Annotated in this window: 14 protein-coding genes; 10 read left to right on the top strand and 4 right to left on the bottom strand. The window is 71.4% G+C overall.

The features are described 5' to 3' along the window. Nucleotides 1-92: 92 nt before the first annotated feature. Entirely contained in the window at nt 93-2,618 is a 2,526-nt protein-coding gene (locus OEIGOIKO_RS34790; protein WP_125057367.1) for a RelA/SpoT family protein, read from the top strand. A gap of 57 nt (nt 2,619-2,675) precedes the next feature. On the opposite strand, the gene OEIGOIKO_RS34795 is transcribed toward OEIGOIKO_RS34790, so the two are convergent. Both OEIGOIKO_RS34795 and OEIGOIKO_RS34800 read right to left on the bottom strand, forming a co-directional pair. Next, nucleotides 2,676-3,908, bottom strand: coding sequence for a DUF349 domain-containing protein (locus tag OEIGOIKO_RS34795; protein WP_125057368.1), 1,233 nt, complete (start codon nt 3,906-3,908; stop codon nt 2,676-2,678). A gap of 252 nt (nt 3,909-4,160) precedes the next feature. Further along, entirely contained in the window at nt 4,161-4,988 is an 828-nt protein-coding gene (locus OEIGOIKO_RS34800; protein WP_125057369.1) for a peptidylprolyl isomerase, read from the bottom strand. A gap of 155 nt (nt 4,989-5,143) precedes the next feature. Here OEIGOIKO_RS34800 and OEIGOIKO_RS34805 point away from each other — a divergent pair, with 155 nt between their 5' ends. The 5 genes from OEIGOIKO_RS34805 to OEIGOIKO_RS34825 all read left to right on the top strand — a co-directional run bounded on the left by OEIGOIKO_RS34805 (nt 5,144) and on the right by OEIGOIKO_RS34825 (nt 10,193). Then, on the top strand, nt 5,144-5,881 hold the full coding sequence (locus OEIGOIKO_RS34805) for an MBL fold metallo-hydrolase (protein WP_125057370.1): 738 nt from the start codon (nt 5,144-5,146) through the stop codon (nt 5,879-5,881). Nucleotides 5,882-5,892: 11 nt separating this feature from the next. Then, on the top strand, nt 5,893-7,155 hold the full coding sequence (hisS, locus tag OEIGOIKO_RS34810) for a histidine--tRNA ligase (RefSeq protein ID WP_125057371.1): 1,263 nt from the start codon (nt 5,893-5,895) through the stop codon (nt 7,153-7,155). 208 nt (nt 7,156-7,363) lie between these two features. Beyond that, nucleotides 7,364-8,008 (top strand): vitamin K epoxide reductase family protein, encoded by a 645-nt coding sequence (locus OEIGOIKO_RS34815; RefSeq protein WP_125057372.1) that lies wholly within the window; start codon nt 7,364-7,366, stop codon nt 8,006-8,008. Between the two features lie 89 nt (nt 8,009-8,097). Further along, nucleotides 8,098-9,453 carry a replication-associated recombination protein A gene (locus OEIGOIKO_RS34820; RefSeq protein WP_125057373.1) on the top strand — a complete coding sequence of 452 codons (1,356 nt, stop codon included), beginning with the start codon at nt 8,098-8,100 and terminating at the stop codon, nt 9,451-9,453. 224 nt (nt 9,454-9,677) lie between these two features. After that, entirely contained in the window at nt 9,678-10,193 is a 516-nt protein-coding gene (locus OEIGOIKO_RS34825; RefSeq protein ID WP_125057374.1) for a 2,4'-dihydroxyacetophenone dioxygenase family protein, read from the top strand. An 86-nt stretch (nt 10,194-10,279) separates the two neighbouring features. Here the strand turns inward: OEIGOIKO_RS34825 and OEIGOIKO_RS34830 are convergent, their stop codons facing one another. Continuing rightward, a complete protein-coding gene (locus tag OEIGOIKO_RS34830) occupies nt 10,280-11,038 on the bottom strand; it encodes a DUF2470 domain-containing protein (protein ID WP_125059348.1) in 759 nt (252 codons plus the stop codon). Between the two features lie 185 nt (nt 11,039-11,223). Between OEIGOIKO_RS34830 and rpsD the strand changes: the two genes are divergently transcribed. Continuing rightward, nucleotides 11,224-11,835: a 30S ribosomal protein S4 gene (rpsD, locus tag OEIGOIKO_RS34835; protein ID WP_030023487.1), complete on the top strand. Its 612-nt coding sequence runs from the start codon at nt 11,224-11,226 to the stop codon at nt 11,833-11,835. A 59-nt stretch (nt 11,836-11,894) separates the two neighbouring features. On the opposite strand, the gene OEIGOIKO_RS34840 is transcribed toward rpsD, so the two are convergent. Further along, nucleotides 11,895-14,177 (bottom strand): ATP-binding protein, encoded by a 2,283-nt coding sequence (locus OEIGOIKO_RS34840; RefSeq protein ID WP_125057375.1) that lies wholly within the window; start codon nt 14,175-14,177, stop codon nt 11,895-11,897. 168 nt (nt 14,178-14,345) lie between these two features. On the opposite strand from OEIGOIKO_RS34840, the gene OEIGOIKO_RS34845 reads away from it, so the two are divergent. The 3 genes from OEIGOIKO_RS34845 to alaS are packed head-to-tail and all read left to right on the top strand — an operon-like array spanning nt 14,346 to nt 17,826. Then, entirely contained in the window at nt 14,346-14,780 is a 435-nt protein-coding gene (locus OEIGOIKO_RS34845; protein WP_174856498.1) for a DUF948 domain-containing protein, read from the top strand. An 8-nt stretch (nt 14,781-14,788) separates the two neighbouring features. Beyond that, nucleotides 14,789-15,157, top strand: a complete 369-nt coding sequence (locus OEIGOIKO_RS34850) for a DUF6167 family protein (protein WP_125057376.1) — start codon at nt 14,789-14,791, stop codon at nt 15,155-15,157. Further along, nucleotides 15,157-17,826 carry an alanine--tRNA ligase gene (gene alaS, locus OEIGOIKO_RS34855; protein ID WP_125057377.1) on the top strand — a complete coding sequence of 890 codons (2,670 nt, stop codon included), beginning with the start codon at nt 15,157-15,159 and terminating at the stop codon, nt 17,824-17,826. Before OEIGOIKO_RS34850 ends, alaS begins: the two co-directional genes overlap by 1 nt. Nucleotides 17,827-17,838: the final 12 nt, after the last annotated feature.

The raw sequence follows: 17,838 nt of genomic DNA on the forward strand, positions 1-17,838 counted from the left end.
CGGCCGCGGAAGAGCCGGAGCGCCGAGGTCGATACCATGGCAGCCCGACCCGTTCGTGGTCTTGTGGTCCGGACCCCCTTTGAGGAGTGCTCTTGCCAGACGAGGCCCAGCCGCTTTCTCCCGGACTCCGCCCGGGGGCGTCGCCGTCCGCCCATCCGGACCAGCCCGGCCCCGCGGACGCGGCTGCCTCGGGTGCGCAGGGCTCGGGTGCGCAGAAGAACAGCGAGGGCACCGGCGTGCCCAGGTCGCAGCCGCCCGCCGTCCGGCCCGCCGCGTCCCCCGTGCCGGCCGCCAAGCCCACGCCGCCCGTCTACACCGGCCGCACCGGCTCCTCCAACCGGGTACGGGCCCGCCTGGCGCGCCTGGGCGTGCAGCGGCAGAGCCCGTACAACCCGGTCCTCGAACCGCTGCTGCGGATCGTGCGCAGCAACGACCCGAAGATCGAGACCGCCACCCTGCGGCAGGTGGAACGCGCCTACCAGGTCGCCGAGCGCTGGCACCGCGGTCAGAAGCGCAAGAGCGGCGACCCGTACATCACCCACCCGCTCGCGGTGACCACGATCCTCGCCGAGCTGGGTATGGACCCGGCCACCCTGATGGCGGGCCTGCTGCACGACACCGTCGAGGACACCGAGTACGGCCTGGACACCCTGCGCCGCGACTTCGGCGACCAGGTCGCGTTGCTGGTGGACGGCGTCACCAAGCTGGACAAGGTCAAGTTCGGCGAGGCCGCGCAGGCCGAGACCGTGCGCAAGATGGTCGTGGCGATGGCCAAGGACCCCCGGGTCCTGGTGATCAAGCTGGCCGACCGGCTGCACAACATGCGCACCATGCGCTACCTCAAGCGCGAGAAGCAGGAGAAGAAGGCCCGCGAGACGCTGGAGATCTACGCTCCGCTGGCGCACCGCCTGGGCATGAACACCATCAAGTGGGAGCTGGAGGACCTCGCCTTCGCGATCCTCTACCCCAAGATGTACGACGAGATCGTGCGGCTCGTCGCCGAGCGCGCCCCCAAGCGCGACGAATATCTGGCCATAGTGACCGACGAGGTCCAGGCCGACCTGCGCGCGGCGCGCATCAAGGCCACCGTCACGGGCCGGCCGAAGCACTACTACAGCGTCTACCAGAAGATGATCGTGCGGGGCCGTGACTTCGCCGAGATCTACGACCTGGTGGGCATCCGCGTCCTCGTCGACACCGTCCGTGACTGCTACGCGGCGCTCGGCACCGTCCACGCCCGGTGGAACCCGGTCCCGGGGCGGTTCAAGGACTACATCGCGATGCCCAAGTTCAACATGTACCAGTCGCTGCACACGACCGTGATCGGTCCCAGCGGCAAGCCCGTCGAGCTGCAGATCCGTACGTTCGACATGCACCGGCGCGCGGAGTACGGCATCGCCGCGCACTGGAAGTACAAGCAGGAGGCGGTGGCCGGCGCGTCCAAGGTGCGCACCGACGTACCGAAGAACAAGGCCGACGGTCAAGACACAGTCAACGACATGGCGTGGCTGCGCCAGCTGCTGGACTGGCAGAAGGAGACCGAGGACCCGGGCGAGTTCCTGGAGTCGCTGCGCTTCGACCTGTCCCGCAACGAGGTCTTCGTCTTCACGCCGAAGGGTGACGTGATAGCGCTGCCCGCCGGTGCCACTCCCGTGGACTTCGCCTACGCGGTGCACACCGAGGTCGGCCACCGGACCATAGGCGCCCGCGTCAACGGACGGCTCGTCCCGCTCGAATCGACCCTCGACAACGGCGACCTCGTGGAGGTCTTCACCTCCAAGGCGCCCGGCGCCGGACCCTCCCGGGACTGGCTCGGCTTCGTGAAGTCGCCGCGCGCCCGCAACAAGATCCGCGCCTGGTTCTCCAAGGAGCGCCGCGACGAGGCCATCGAGCAGGGCAAGGACGCCATCGCCCGCGCGATGCGCAAACAGAACCTGCCGATCCAGCGCATCCTCACCGGGGACTCGCTGGTCACCCTCGCGCACGAGATGCGCTACCCGGACATCTCGTCCCTGTACGCCGCCATCGGCGAGGGCCACGTCACGGCGCAGAGCGTCGTGCAGAAGCTGGTCCAGGCGCTCGGCGGGCAGGACGAGGCGACCGAGGACATCGCCGAGTCCACACCGATCCGGCCGCGCTCCAAGCGGCGCTCCAGCGCCGACCCGGGCGTGGTGGTCAAGGGCGTCGACGACGTGTGGGTGAAGCTGGCGCGCTGCTGTACGCCGGTGCCGGGCGACCCGATCATCGGTTTCGTCACCCGCGGCAACGGCGTCTCGGTGCACCGCGCCGACTGCGTCAACGTCGACTCGCTGTCCAAGCAGCCGGAGCGCATCCTCGACGTCGAGTGGGCGCCCACCCAGTCCTCGGTGTTCCTGGTCGCCATCCAGGTCGAGGCGCTGGACCGCTCCCGGCTGCTGTCGGACGTCACCCGCATCCTGTCCGACCAGCACGTCAACATCCTGTCCGCGGCCGTCCAGACGTCCCGCGACCGGGTGGCGACCTCCCGCTTCACCTTCGAGATGGGCGACCCGAAGCATCTTGGGCACGTCCTGAAGGCGGTACGGAGTGTGGAGGGCGTGTACGACGTGTACCGCGTGACCTCGGCACGGCGCCCGTAACGACCACGTACGAGGGCCCCGGTACGGCATGCCGTACCGGGGCCCTCGTCCTGCTGCCTACTTACCGCCGAACTCCTCCAGCCCCTTCAGCGCCTGGTCCAGCAGCGCCTGCCGGCCCTCCAGCTCGCGGCCGAGCTTGTCGGCCTTGGCGTCGTTGCCGGCCGCGCGGGCCGCGTCGATCTGCTTCTGCAGCTTGTCGACCGCGTCCTGGAGCTGCCCGGTCAGACCCGCGGCGCGCGCCCGCGCCTCCGGGTTCGTCCGGCGCCACTCGGCCTCCTCGGACTCCTGGATGGCGCGCTCGACCGCGTGCATCCGGCCCTCGATCTTCGGGCGGGCGTCCCGCGGCACATGGCCGATGGCCTCCCACCGCTCGTTGATCGAACGGAACGCGGCCCGCGCCGCCTTCAGGTCCGAGACCGGGAGCAGCTTCTCCGCCTCGACGACCAGCTCCTCCTTGCGCGTCAGGTTCTCCCGCTGCTCGGCGTCGCGCTCGGCGAACACCTCGCTGCGCGCCTGGAAGAAGACGTCCTGGGCGCCGCGGAAGCGGTTCCACAGGTCGTCCTCGTGCTCACGCTGGGCGCGGCCCGCGGCCTTCCAGTCGGCCATCAGCTCGCGGTAACGGGCCGCGGTGGGCCCCCAGTCCGTCGAACCGGACAGCGCCTCGGCCTCCGAGACCAGCCGCTCCTTGGTCTTCCGGGCCTCCTCGCGCTGCGCGTCCAGCGACGCGAAGTGCGCCTTGCGCCGCTTGGAGAACGCCGAGCGGGCGTGCGAGAAGCGGTGCCACAGCTCGTCGTCCGCCTTGCGGTCCAGCCGCGGCAGGCCCTTCCAGGTGTCCACCAGGGCCCGCAGCCGCTCGCCGGCCGCCCGCCACTGCTCGCTGGCCGCCAGCTCCTCGGCCTCGGCGACCAGCTTCTCCTTGGCCTGCCGGGCCTCGTCGCTCTGCCGCGCCTTCTGCGCCTTGCGCTCCTCGCGGCGCGCCTCGACATCGGTGACGAGCTGGTCCAGCCGCTTGCGCAGCGCGTCCAGGTCACCCACCGCGTGGTGCTCGTCCACCTGCTGCCGCAGGTGGTCGATCGCGGCCGTCGCGTCCTTGGCCGACAGGTCGGTGGTCCTGACCCGCCGTTCGAGGAGGCCGATCTCGACGACCAGGCCCTCATACTTGCGCTCGAAGTAGGCGAGGGCCTCTTCGGGAGTTCCCGCCTGCCACGATCCGACGACCTGCTCGCCGTCGGCGGTACGCACGTACACGGTCCCCGTCTCGTCGACGCGGCCCCATGGGTCGCTGCTCACAGCGCCTCCTCCACATGATGCCGACGAGAGCGCGTCGCCCCCCGGCATCGTCCACAGTTTCTGTCCGGCGGGGCAGCGCCCCGGCCGGTCCGACGGGTGTCTTGCGGGTGCGGGTGGCAGCCGTCGGAGCAGGCACCCTACACAACGCCAATCTAGGCGACCGGCGGGCCGGCTGTCCGCATCCAGCACGACCGAAATTTGCGGTTCGCCCACCGCGGCGGCGCCTCCGGCGTGCCCGGGGGCGCACCCGGGTCAGGTTTTGGTGACGGTCGCCCGGTCGATCACCACCGTCGCGTTGGGCGCGGTGTTGCCCGTCGCCTGGTCGGGGACGGAGCCCGCTGCCGCGATCTTCTTCAGGACGTCCATGCCCTCGGTGACGGTGCCGAACGGCGTGTAGTTCGGGGGCAGCTTGCTGTCCTGGTAGACGAGGAAGAACTGGCTGCCGCCGCTGTTACGGGTCTTGTCGCTCTTGCCGTCGTAGCGGTTGGCCATCGCGACCGTGCCCGCCGGGTAGATGTCGCCCTTGAGCTTCGGGTCCTTGAGGTTCTCGTCCGGGACGGTGTAGCCGGGGGTGCCCGCGCCGGTGCCGGTCGGGTCGCCGCACTGGAGGACGTAGATGCCCTGGTCGACCAGCCGGTGGCACTTGCTGTGGTCGAGGAACTTCTCGCCCGCCAGGAACGCGAAGGAGTTGACGGTGTGCGGCGCCTTCGCGGCGTCCAGCTTGATGCCGATGTCGCCGCAGGTCGTCTGCAGCTTCATCGCGTACGCCGCGGAGGTGTCGACGGACATCTCCGGCTCCTTCTTCCAGGTCTTCTTGGACGGCGAGCCCGGCGCCGGCTTGCCGCACGGGTCGGCGGCCTTGCTCGGGCTCGGCGCCGCCGCGTCGACCGTGTCGTCACCGCCGCCCGCCAGCCCGACCGAGGCGTACGCGGCCGCGCCGGCGGCCAGCGCGACCGCCACGGCCGCCGCGACGATCACGTTGCGGCGCTTGTGCTTGCGCCGGGCCGCGGCACGCCGCTGCTGCTGGCGCTCGTACTTCTCGCGGGCGAGCTGCCGCCGCCGCTGATCGCTGCTGACCACCGGTCGTCTCCTAGGTGTGCGCTGAGGTCTGCCGTGGGCCGTACCGTATACGGGTTCGCCGGGGCGGGAGTCCCGCCGGTAGGCTCTTCAACAGCCGAAATCTTCCGGATCGCCGCCGGTGATCCGTCCGCCGCTGTCGATTGTTGAGGACGAACGTGCTCATTGCCGGGTTCCCCGCCGGGGCCTGGGGGACCAACTGTTACCTGGTCGCCCCGGCCGCGGGTGAGGAGTGCGTGATCATCGACCCGGGCCACCAGGCCGCCCAGGGCGTCGAGGAAGCGCTCAAGAAGCATCGGCTCAAGCCCGTCGCCGTCGTCCTCACCCACGGACACATCGACCACGTCGCCTCGGTCGTCCCGGTGTGCGGCGCGCACGACGTGCCCGCCTGGATCCACCCCGCCGACCGCTACATGATGAGCGACCCGGAGAAGGCCCTCGGCCGTTCCATCGGGCAGCAGCTCATGGGCGAGCTGACCGTGGGGGAGCCGGACGACGTCAAGGAGCTGGGCGACGGCGCGCGGCTGGAGCTGGCCGGGATGGAGTTCTCGGTCGCGCACGCCCCGGGCCATACCAAGGGGTCGGTGACCTTCCGGATGCCCGAGCAGGCCGCCACTTCTGGAAATCAGGGGTGCCCGCCGGTCTTCTTCTCGGGCGACCTGCTGTTCGCCGGCTCCATCGGACGTACCGACCTGCCGGGCGGCGACCACGCCGAGATACTGCGGTCGCTGGAGCGGGTGTGCCTGCCCCTCCAGGACGAGACCGTCGTACTGTCCGGCCACGGCCCCCAGACCACCATCGGCCGCGAGCGCGCCACCAACCCGTTCCTGCGGGAGGTGGCCGCCGGCCTCGGAGACGGCGCACCGCACAGCCCGGCTCCGCGACGAGGAATGTGACGAGAACTTCCGTGAGCACCTTCAAGGCCCCCAAGGGCACCTACGACCTGATCCCGCCGCAGTCCGCCACCTACCTGGCGGTCCGCGACGCGATCTCCGGACCCCTCAAGCGCTCCGGTTACGGCTACGTCGAGACGCCCGGATTCGAGAACGTCGAGCTGTTCGCACGCGGCGTCGGCGAGTCCACCGACATCGTGACCAAGGAGATGTACGCCTTCGAGACCAAGGGCGGCGACAAGCTCGCGCTGCGCCCCGAAGGCACCGCCTCGGTGCTGCGCGCCGCCCTGGAGGCCAACCTCCACAAGACGGGCAACCTCCCCGTCAAGCTCTGGTACTCCGGCTCGTACTACCGCTACGAGCGCCCGCAGAAGGGCCGCTACCGCCACTTCTCCCAGGTCGGCGCCGAGGCCATCGGTGCCGAGGACCCGGCGCTGGACGCCGAGCTGATCATCCTGGCCGACGACGCCTACCGGTCGCTGGGCCTGAAGAACTTCCGCATCCTGCTGAACTCGCTCGGCGACAAGGAGTGCCGCCCCGTCTACCGGGCCGCCCTCCAGGAGTTCCTGTACGGGCTCGACCTGGACGAGGACACCCGCCGCCGCGCCGAGATCAACCCGCTGCGGGTCCTCGACGACAAGCGCCCCGACGTGCAGAAGCAGCTGGTGGGCGCGCCGCTGCTGCGCGACCACCTGTGCGAGGCGTGCAAGGCGTACCACGAGCAGGTGCGCGAGCTGCTGACCGCGGCGGGCGTCGCCTACGAGGACGACCCGAAGCTGGTGCGCGGCCTGGACTACTACACCCGTACCACCTTCGAGTTCGTCCACGACGGCCTCGGCTCGCAGTCCGCGGTCGGCGGCGGCGGGCGCTACGACGGCCTGTCCGAGATGATCGGCGGCCCCGCGCTGCCCTCGGTGGGCTGGGCGCTCGGCGTGGACCGCACGGTCCTCGCGCTGGAGGCCGAGGGCGTCGAGCTGGAGCTGCCCGCGAGCACCGCCGTCTTCGCCGTGCCGCTCGGCGAGGAGGCCCGGCGGACCCTGTTCGCCACCGTCACCGAGCTGCGCCGGGCCGGGGTCGCCACCGACTTCGCGTACGGCGGCAAGGGTCTGAAGAACGCGATGAAGTCGGCGAACCGCTCGGGCGCCCGCCTCGCGGTCGTCGCCGGTGAGCGGGATCTGGCCGAAGGCGTCGTGCAGCTCAAGGACCTGGAGAGCGGCGAGCAGACCCCGGTCGCGCTCGACTCGGTGGCCGAAGAGGTCCGCCGCAGGCTCGGCTGATCCCGGCCGCCTCTGTACGGGGCCGCTGTCGTCGTGTAGAGACCCCCTTCCGGCCGTCCACCGCGCTGCGCGCGCGGTGGCTCGGAAGGGGGTCTTTATGCGCATCGAACAGTGGTCAGGTGTCCGGTTGGGGCAGAATGAGGGCCCGGCGCGCGCCAGTTGGAACGCGCCGCCCGCTCACTCCCCACGGCACCGACGGAACGGCGATATGACGACGACAGCGCTTGACGACGTGTCCACCGGCGACGATCACCCGGGCCGCGGCGGCGGCCCGACCGGCTCGGGACGGGGCCTGGCCTGGCTGCTGGTGATCACCAGCGCCCTGGGGCTGCTCGCGTCCTGGGTGATCACCATGGACAAGATCGAGCTGCTGAAGGACCCGAACTTCAAGCCGGCCTGCAGCCTGAGCCCGATCGTCTCCTGCGGCAGCGTGATGCAGAGCCCGCAGGCCGAGGTCTTCGGCTTCCCCAACCCGGTCGCCGGTCTCATCGCCTTCGGCGTGGTCATCGGGATCGGCGTCGGCCTGCTCGCCGGGGCCCGCTACCGCGCCTGGTACTGGATCGGGCTGAACATCGGCACCCTCGCCGCCTCCGTCTTCTGCATGTGGCTGATGTCGCAGTCGCTGTACGTCATCAACTCGCTGTGCCTGTGGTGCACGCTGACCTGGTGCGTCACCATCCTGATGTTCTGGTACACCACCGTGCACAACCTCAAGCACGGCATCATCCCCGCGCCGGCCGGCCTGCGGAAGGCCGTGCTGGAGTTCCACTGGGTCGTGCCGGTGCTCTGGTACGGCGTGATCGCACTGCTGATCCTCACCAAGTGGTGGTCGTACTGGAGCTCGCTGCTCTGAGGCCGGTCCGGGCTTCGGACGACGCCGCCGGGCGGCCGGGGAACCGGCTGCCCGGCGGCATTGTCAGTGCGGTGAATTAGGCTCTCAGCGTGGAGCCCGACCTGTTCACCGCCGCTGCCGAAGACCGCCAGGAGAAAGACCCCACCGGGTCACCCCTCGCCGTACGGATGCGTCCGCGCACCCTCGACGAGGTGGTCGGCCAGCAGCATCTGCTCAAGCCCGGATCGCCGCTGCGCCGCCTGGTCGGCGAGGGCAACGGCGGACCTGCCGGCCCGTCCTCCGTCTTCCTGTGGGGCCCGCCCGGCATCGGCAAGACCACCCTCGCGTACGTGGTCAGCCAGGCGACGAACAAGCGCTTCGTGGAGCTCTCCGCGATCACCGCGGGCGTCAAGGAAGTCCGCGCCGTCATCGACGGCGCGCGCCGCGCCTCGGGCGGCTACGGCAAGGAGACCGTCCTCTTCCTCGACGAGATCCACCGCTTCAGCAAGGCCCAGCAGGACTCCCTGCTGCCCGCCGTCGAGAACCGCTGGGTGACGCTGATCGCCGCGACGACCGAGAACCCGTACTTCTCGGTGATCTCCCCGCTGCTCTCCCGCTCGCTGCTGCTGACGCTCGAACCGCTCACCGACGACGACCTGCGCGGCCTGCTCAAGCGCGCGTTGACGGACGCGCGGGGGCTGGCGGGCGCGGTCACCCTGCCCGAGGACACCGAGGCGCACCTGCTGCGCATCGCGGGCGGCGACGCGCGCCGGGCGCTCACGGCCCTGGAGGCGGGGGCCGGGTCGGCCATCTCCAAGGGGGAGAAGGAGATCACCCTCCAGACGCTGGAGGAGTCCGTCGACCGGGCCGCGGTCAAGTACGACCGGGCCGGTGACCAGCACTACGACGTTGCCAGCGCGCTGATCAAGTCGATCCGCGGCTCCGACGTGGACGCGGCGCTGCACTACCTCGCGCGGATGATCGAGGCGGGCGAGGACCCGCGGTTCATCGCCCGCCGGCTGATGATCTCGGCGAGCGAGGACATCGGGCTCGCCGACCCGTCCGCCCTGCAGACCGCGGTGGCCGCGGCCCAGGCCGTCGCGCTGATCGGCTTCCCGGAGGCCCGGATCACGCTCAGCCAGGCCACGATCGCGCTGGCGCTGGCCCCCAAGTCCAACGCGGCCTACCTGGCCATCGACGCGGCCCTCGCGGACGTACGGGCCGGTCTGGCGGGCCCGGTGCCGGCGCATCTGCGCGACAGCCACTACAAGGGCGCCGAGAAACTGGGCCACGGCAAGGGCTATCAGTATCCGCACGACCTGCCCGGCGGGATCGCGGCCCAGCAGTATGCGCCGGACGAGGTGCACGGCAAGCGGTATTACGCGCCTACGCGGTACGGCGCCGAGGCGCGGTATGCGGATGTGACGGACCGGGTACGGGGGCGCCTTCGCGGCGAGGAGCCGTAGACGCGGGACCGGCTTCGCGGCGGGGAACCGTGGACGCGGGGACGCGGGCGGACGGTTGCGTGCCGGGTGCGGGCCGCTCGTGGCCGAGGGCCGTCCTCAAGCGCCGGACGGGCTGATTCTTGCTGACCCGGCCGTCCGGAAGGCGACTGTCGTTCCGGGGCGGGGAGCGTCGACCATGGCGGTGCCTGCGCGTTCGCCCCGGCACCGACAGGAAGGATCCCGCCATGACGATCAGCTCGAATCCGGATGCGGACAGTCTGGCCGAGACCGAAGCGCGGATCGACCGGCGCCGGGACCAGTACGCGCTGCCCGAAGGGCACATCGCGGCGGCGGACTCGCCCTGGATCCCGTTCGCCCCGCAGGTGATGATCAAGCATCTGACGTTCGACATCCGCAGCAGTTCGGCCGCGAACGTCCTGTGGGTGCAGGCGGGGGGCGTGCTGGGCCGGCACCGCCATCGCGGGCCGGTCTCGGGCTATGTGCTCGACGGCAGCTGGCGCTACCTGGAGTACGACTGGGTCGGCCGCCCCGGCGACTTCGTCCGGGAGAGTCCGGGCCGTACCCACACCCTGGTCTCCGACGAGGGCATGAAGACCGTCTTCTGGCTGAACGGGCCGGTGGAGTTCCTCGACGAGCGGGACCGGGTGACGGAGGTGATCGACGTCTTCTGGTTCATCGACCACTACGAGCGGGGCTGCGCGGAGCAGGGCATTCCGGTCAACCGGGCGCTCTATCTGTGACGCGGTGGCTCAAGGGCTTTTGCACGGCTTCCCGATCGCCGGACGGGCCGGTTGCCGGCCCGTCCGGCGAGGAGCGGCTGCCGTGGTCATCCGGACGCGGCCGCGTCGAAGAGGGTGTGCATGGCGCGGCGGAGTTCGGCGACGTCGCGGACGGGTTCCGGGAAGTCGAAGCGGGCGTCGAACGAGCGGTGTGCGTCGTCGGTGAAGCGGACCCGCAGGCCGAAGCGGTCCAGGGCCACCGGTACGGCCCGGTCGCGGAAGTCGCACGCGCGCTGCGAGCGGTCCCCGAGCAGCGTGCACAGACCGCGGACCTGGTCGCTGTGGGCCGAGTGGAGGTGCTGGAGCAGCTCCGCCTCGTGGGCCGCCAGCGGGTCGGGTTCGGCCCGGGCGAACTCGTCCGGCTCGACGGCCTGGGCACCCCACAGGTCGTCCACGGCCGCCTCGCCGACCTCCATGCGCAGCATCATCCACGCGGGCCGGCCGAACATGCCCGGCGGCGGGTCCGGCTGCAGGGCCTCGCCGATGCCGAGCAGCTCGCCGACCGGGTGCCGTTCGGCGAGCAGCATGGCCGCGCGGGCGCGGTCCTCGTTGCGTACGGGGGTGAGCCAGCCCGCCACCCAGGCCCGGCCGCGGATGCGGTGCGGCACCGAGACGGGTGCCACATCGGTGATCTCCATCACGGCGGTCAGGTCGTCGTCCTGGGCGTGGGCGGCGGCCCTGGCGGCCGCGGAGTCCCCGGGAACCAGGAGGAGCACGTCACCAGCACTGGTGACCGTACGGCATACTGGGGACGAGAGTCCGGCGTCGTCGGGGTCCTCGATTCCGGGGATGCTCAGCGAGGCCATACCATTGGACTCGACGAGGGTTCGTACGCGCTCGGCGGCGGCTGGCTGCTGGGCGTCTTCCACGGGACGCGGCTGACCCGTCCCGGTGCTCTGACCAGCACCGGGCAGGGGGATCCCAGGTCGAAACATGCGTTCTCCTCGAAGTAAGGTAAGCCTAACCTAACCTACACGGAGGTCCGTTCCACGTGAACCAGTCGCGTCCCAAGGTCAAGAAGTCGCGCGCTCTCGGCATCGCCCTGACGCCGAAGGCCGTCAAGTACTTCGAGGCCCGTCCCTACCCGCCCGGCGAGCACGGCCGTGGCCGCAAGCAGAACAGTGACTACAAGGTCCGTCTGCTGGAGAAGCAGCGTCTGCGTGCGCAGTACGACATCAGCGAGCGCCAGATGGCGCGTGCCTACGACCGCGCTCGGAAGGTCGAAGGCAAGACCGGCGAAGCGCTGATCATCGAGCTTGAGCGCCGTCTGGACGCGCTCGTCCTGCGTTCGGGCATCGCCCGGACGATCTACCAGGCCCGTCAGATGGTCGTCCACGGCCACATCTCGGTGAACGACCGCAAGGTCGACAAGCCGTCCTTCCGCGTCCGTCCCGACGACGTCGTGATGGTCCGCGAGCGCAGCCGCGAGAAGCACCCCTTCCAGGTCGCGCGTGAGGGTGGCTACGCCCCCGACGGTGAGACCCCCCGCTACCTGCAGGTCAACCTGAAGGCCCTGGCGTTCCGCCTGGACCGTGACCCGCAGCGCAAGGAGATCCCGGTGATCTGCGACGAGCAGCTCGTCGTCGAGTACTACGCCCGTTGATCCAGGCGTAGGCGCCGCACGGATCGGTCCGCGCGCCCCGCGCGCGGACAGCCGCGTGCTCAGCCCGTCGTCTCCCCGCCGCTCGCGGTGGGGGAGGCGGCGGGTTCGCTGTTTTCCGGGCGTGGCCCCGGTGGTGTGGCCCGCAGGCCGGGTACGGCGCCGTCCGGCCGTGCGTCCCCGCTGCCGCTGCCGCTGCTGTCGCTGTCGCCGTCGCTCAGAATCCGGGCGACCGTCGCGTCCAGGTCGAGCCGGCTGCCGGCCCGCGCGCAGCGCTCGTACCGCTCCGCTCCCAGCAGCTCCCGCGCCTGCTCCTCGCACAGCTGGTGCGGCTGGTTGTAGTAGCGGGAGCCGAACAGCGGCAGCCCGACCGAGGGCCAGATCCGCCCGGCGGCCCCTTGCAGTAGCGCCGCTTCCGCCGGATCGCCTTCGCCGAGGGTGACCAGCGCCAGCAGCTCGACGGCCAGCACCGCGCCCAGCAGGTCGTGGAAGGCATGGTCGATGGCGAGACACTCCTCCAGCAGCGCGCGCGCCCGCGCCGCCTCGCCGCGGTTCCAGGCCGCGTAGGCCAGTACGAACAGCGCGTACGCCAGGGCCCACCGCTCCCCGTGGTCGTCGCAGACCTGCTGTACGTCCTCGCACAGCCGCACCGCCTCCGCGATGTCGCCCTGGAAGGCCACCGCCATCGCCAGTTCGACCTGTGCCATCAGTACGTTGCTGTTGAGTTCGCCGATGTCCCGGTAGCGGGAGAGCGCGTCGCGCAGCAGCCGCTCGGCGCGCGGCATGTCGTCGCGGACCAGTGCGAGGCATCCGGTGCGGTGCACGGCGTACGCGGCCGCGGTGGCGTTGCCCGCGCGCTCCGCCTCCTCGCCGCATTCCCGCAGCGCGCCCAGCGCGCCGACCGCGTCGCCCTGGAGCACCGCCACGTACCCGGCCACCCACAGGGCCTTGAGGCGTGCGTCGTCGTGCTCGCTGTCCAGCTCCAGGGAGCGGTCAAGCCAGTGCCGCCCTTCCGAGAGCCGGCCGCAGCCGACCCAGTAGAACCACAAGGTGCCTGCCAGGTACTGGCCCAGGTGCGCGTCTCCGGAGCTGTCGAGGCTGTATTCCAGGGCGATCCGCAGGTTGGGCAGCTCGCATTCGATACGGGCGGCGACCTCGGCCTGCCGCGGACTGAACCAGTCCAGCTCGCACCAGGTGGCCAGGCCCACGTACCAGTCGCGGTGCCTGCGGCGCAGCCGCTCGACGTCGCCCAGCGCTTCCAGCCAGCCGGCCCCGTACTCCCGCACGGTGTCCAGCATCCGGTAGCGCAGGCCCGCCGGGGTCTCCTCCCGTACGGCCACGGACTGGGCCACCAGTTCACCGAGGACGTCGAGCAGTTCGTCCGCGGGCAGGTCGGGGCCGGAGCAGATGTACTCGGCGGCGTCCAGGTCGAACTGCCCGGCGAAGACGGAGAGCCGCGCCCACAGCAGGCGCTCCGCGGGGGTGCACAGCTCGTGGCTCCAGCCGATCGTCGTCCGCAGGGTCTGGTGACGTGCCGGTGGGGTGCCCGGCTCCGGGGACGCCGGGAAGGCCGGGGGAGAGGTACGGGCACCCCCGGTCAGCAGCCGGAAGCGGTCGTCGATCCGGTGCAGCAGCTGTGCCACCGACAGGACCCGCAGCCGCCCGGCGGCCAGTTCCAGGGCGAGCGGGATGCCGTCGAGCCGCCGGCACAGCTCGGCGACGGCGGCTTCGCCGTCCGCGTCGGTGCGGAAGCCGGGCACGACGGCAGCGGCGCGGTCGTGGAAGAGGGCGGCCGCGTCCGGGCCGTCCATCGGCGGCAGCGGCAGGTTCTGCTCGCCGGGCAGCCCGAGCGGGCGCCGGCCCGCCGCCAGGACCCGCAGGCCGGGCGCCCGTCGCAGCAGGTCGGCGGCGAGCACGGCGCAGTCGTCGACCAGGTGCTCGTACCCGTCCAGGACGAGCAGCAGCTCGCGTCCGGCGAGGTGGTCGCGGAGCGCGGCGCGCGGCGGCCGGCCCGTGTGGTCGGCGAGGCCCAGTGCTTCGGCCACGGCGTGGTCCAGCAGGCCGCCGTGGCGCAGGGCAGCCAGCTCGACCAGCCACACCCCGTCGCAGAAGCGATCCTGCAAGATCTCCGCGGCCTGGGTGGCGAGCCGGGTCTTCCCGGCCCCGCCGACACCGGTGACCGTCACCAGCCGGGCGGACTCCAGATGACCGGCGAGCGCGGCGAGTTCACCGTCACGGCCGACGAACCGGGTGAGCTCCGCGGGCAGGTTCCCGGGCACCCGCAGGCGCGCGGCGAAGGGGCGGGAAACCCGGGGGAAGGGATCGGGGCGCATGGAGCGTCGCATGGAACACGGAGCGTACTCGCAGGTGTGCGCACCGTACAATCGCCCGGCGGTGGGCCCCGCGCCGCACGGGGAACGCGGTACGGGCCGGCGGCCGCGGCGCGATAGGCTCGGGCTCTGCCGTTCGAGCGGGACGAAACCAGAACAAGTCAGTCGGAGAGTGGTGCCAACGTGTCCGGTGGAGAGGTGGCCGGGATCCTCGTGGCCGTCTTCTGGGCGATCCTCGTGTCCTTCCTGGCCCTGGCGCTGGTGAGGCTCGCGCAGACGCTCAAGGCGACGACCAAGATGGTCGCCGAGGTGTCCGAACAGGCCGTACCGCTGCTGGCCGACGCGTCCGCGACCGTCCGCTCCGCGCACACCCAGCTCGCCCGCGTCGACGCGATCGCCTCCGACGTCCAGGAGGTCACCGCCAACGCCTCCGCGCTCTCCTCGACCGTCTCCTCCGCGTTCGGCGGACCGCTGGTCAAGGTCGCGGCGTTCGGCTACGGGGTGCGCCGCGCGATCGGCAAGAAGGGCGCACCGCCCGAGCCGAAGCGCACCGTCGTCGGCCGTACCCTGCCCGCAGCCCGCCGAGGCGGGCGCCGCAACCGTCGCTCCAAGGACTGATCGCCGCGATGTTCCGCCGCGCATTCTGGTTCACCACCGGCGCCGCCGCCGGAGTCTGGGCCACCACCAAGGTCAACCGCAAGCTGCGCAAGCTCCAGCCCGACAGCCTCGCGGCGCAGGCCGCCGACAAGGCCGTCGAGACCGGACAGCGGCTGCGCCAATTCGCGTTGGACGTCCGGACGGGAATGGCGGACCGTGAAGGGCAGCTCCACGAAGCGCTGGGCCTGACGGACCCGGGCGACGCCCGCGAACTGCCGCCGGCACGCTCCCGCGGCGCACTCGAAACGACGCAGTACCGCAGCACGCAGCACCAGCTCACGCAGCACCGAACAAGAACACCCGGCCCGACCGGACCGACCGGAAATGAGGACCACTGATGGAGTCGGCTGAAATCCGCCGCCGCTGGCTGCGCTTCTTCGAGGAGCGCGGGCACACCGTAGTGCCGTCGGCGTCGCTCATCGCGGACGACCCGACCCTGCTGCTGGTCCCCGCGGGCATGGTGCCCTTCAAGCCGTACTTCCTCGGCGAGGTCAAGCCGCCCTTCGACCGCGCCACCAGCGTCCAGAAGTGCGTGCGCACGCCGGACATCGAAGAGGTCGGCAAGACCACCCGGCACGGCACGTTCTTCCAGATGTGCGGCAACTTCTCCTTCGGCGACTACTTCAAGGAAGGCGCCATCAAGTACGCCTGGGAGCTGCTGACCAGCTCGCAGGCGGACGGCGGCTACGGCCTGGACCCGGAACGCCTCTGGGTCACGGTCTACCTGGACGACGACGAGGCCGAGCGCATCTGGCACGAGGTCGTCGGCGTGCCCAAGGAGCGCATCCAGCGCCTGGGCAAGTCGGAGAACTACTGGTCCATGGGCGTCCCGGGCCCGTGCGGCCCCTGCTCCGAGATCAACTACGACCGCGGCCCCGAGTTCGGCGTCGAGGGCGGCCCGGCCGTCAACGACGAGCGGTACGTGGAGATCTGGAACCTGGTCTTCATGCAGTACGAGCGGGGCGCCGGCACCTCGAAGGACGACTTCGAGATCCTCGGCGACCTGCCCAGCCAGAACATCGACACCGGCCTCGGCCTGGAACGCCTGGCGATGATCCTCCAGGGCGTCCACAACATGTACGAGACCGACACCCTGCGGGTCGTCATCGACAAGGCCGGCGAGCTGACCGGTGTGCGCTACGGCGCCGGCGCGGACACCGACGTGTCGCTGCGCGTGGTCGCCGACCACATGCGCACCTCCACCATGCTCATCGGCGACGGCGTCACCCCCGGCAACGAGGGCCGCGGCTACGTGCTGCGCCGCATCATGCGCCGCGCCATCCGCAACATGCGCCTGCTCGGCGCCACCGGCCCGGTCGTCGCCGATCTGCTGGACGTCGTCATCAAGACGATGGGCCAGCAGTACCCGGAGCTGCTGGAGGACCGCAAGCGCATCGAGACGGTCGCCCTCGCCGAGGAGGCCGCCTTCCTCAAGACGCTCAAGGCCGGCACCACCATCCTGGACACCGCCGTCAGCGAGACCAAGGCCGGCGGCGGCACGGTGCTCTCCGGCGACAAGGCGTTCCTGCTCCACGACACCTGGGGCTTCCCCATCGACCTCACCCTCGAAATGGCCGCCGAACAGGGCCTTTCGGTGGACGAGAACGGCTTCCGCCGGCTGATGAAGGAGCAGCGGGAGCGCGCCAAGGCCGACGCCCAGGCCAAGAAGCACGGCCACGCCGACCTGTCCGCCTACCGCGAGGTCGCCGACCGGGCCGGCGCCACCGTCTTCACCGGCTACAGCCACACCGAGGGCGAGTCCACCGTCGTGGGCCTGCTGGCCAACGGCACCGCCGCCCCCGCCGCCCACGAGGGCGACGAGGTCGAGATCGTCCTGGACCGCACCCCCTTCTACGCCGAGGGCGGCGGCCAGCTCGCCGACACCGGCCGCATCCGGCTGGAGTCGGGCGCCGTCGTCGAGGTCCGCGACGTGCAGCGGCCGGTCCCCGGCGTCACGGTGCACAAGGGTGTCGTCCAGGTCGGCGAGGTCGTGGTCGGCTCGGCCGCGTACGCCACCATCGACGTCAAGCGCCGCCGGGCCATCGCCCGCGCCCACAGCGCCACCCACCTCACCCACCAGGCGCTGCGCGACGCGCTCGGCCCGACCGCCGCCCAGGCCGGCTCGGAGAACTCCCCGGGCCGCTTCCGCTTCGACTTCGGCTCGCCGGCCGCCGTGCCCGGCACGGTCCTGACCGACGTCGAGCAGCGGATCAACGAGGTGCTCTCCCGCGAGCTGGACGTCCAGGCCGAGGTCATGAGCATGGAGGACGCCAAGAAGCAGGGCGCCATCGCCGAGTTCGGCGAGAAGTACGGCGACCAGGTGCGTGTGGTGACCATCGGCGACTTCTCCAAGGAGCTGTGCGGCGGCACGCACGTCGCCAACACCGCCCAGCTGGGCCTGGTCAAGCTGCTCGGCGAGTCCTCCATCGGCTCCGGCGTGCGCCGGGTGGAAGCCCTGGTCGGCGCCGACGCGTACCACTTCCTGGCCCGCGAGCACACCGTCGTCTCGCAGCTGACCGAGCTGGTCAAGGGCCGTCCCGAGGAGCTGCCCGAGAAGGTCTCCGGGATGCTGGCCAAGCTCCGGGAGGCGGAGAAGGAGATCGAGCGCTACCGCGCCGAGAAGGTCCTCCAGGCCGCCGCCGGGCTGGCCCAGGAGGCCAAGGACGTACGGGGTGTCGCGCTGGCCGCCGCCCAGGTCGCCGACGGCACCTCCGCCGACGACCTGCGCAAGCTGGTGCTGGACGTGCGCGGCCGCATCCCGGGCGACCGCCCGGCCGTGGTCGCCCTGTTCACCGTCGCCAACGGCCGCCCGCTGACCGTGATCGCCACCAACGAGGCCGCCCGCGAGCGCGGCATCAAGGCCGGTGACCTGGTCCGTACGGCTGCCAAGACGCTCGGTGGCGGTGGCGGCGGCAAGCCGGACGTCGCCCAGGGCGGCGGCCAGAACGCCGCCGCGGTGCCCGAGGCGATCGAGGCCGTCGAGCGTCTCGTGGCCGAGGCGGCCTGAGCGCGTGAGTGA

The organism is Streptomyces paromomycinus, assembly GCF_003865155.1.
Taxonomy (GTDB): domain Bacteria; phylum Actinomycetota; class Actinomycetes; order Streptomycetales; family Streptomycetaceae; genus Streptomyces; species Streptomyces chrestomyceticus.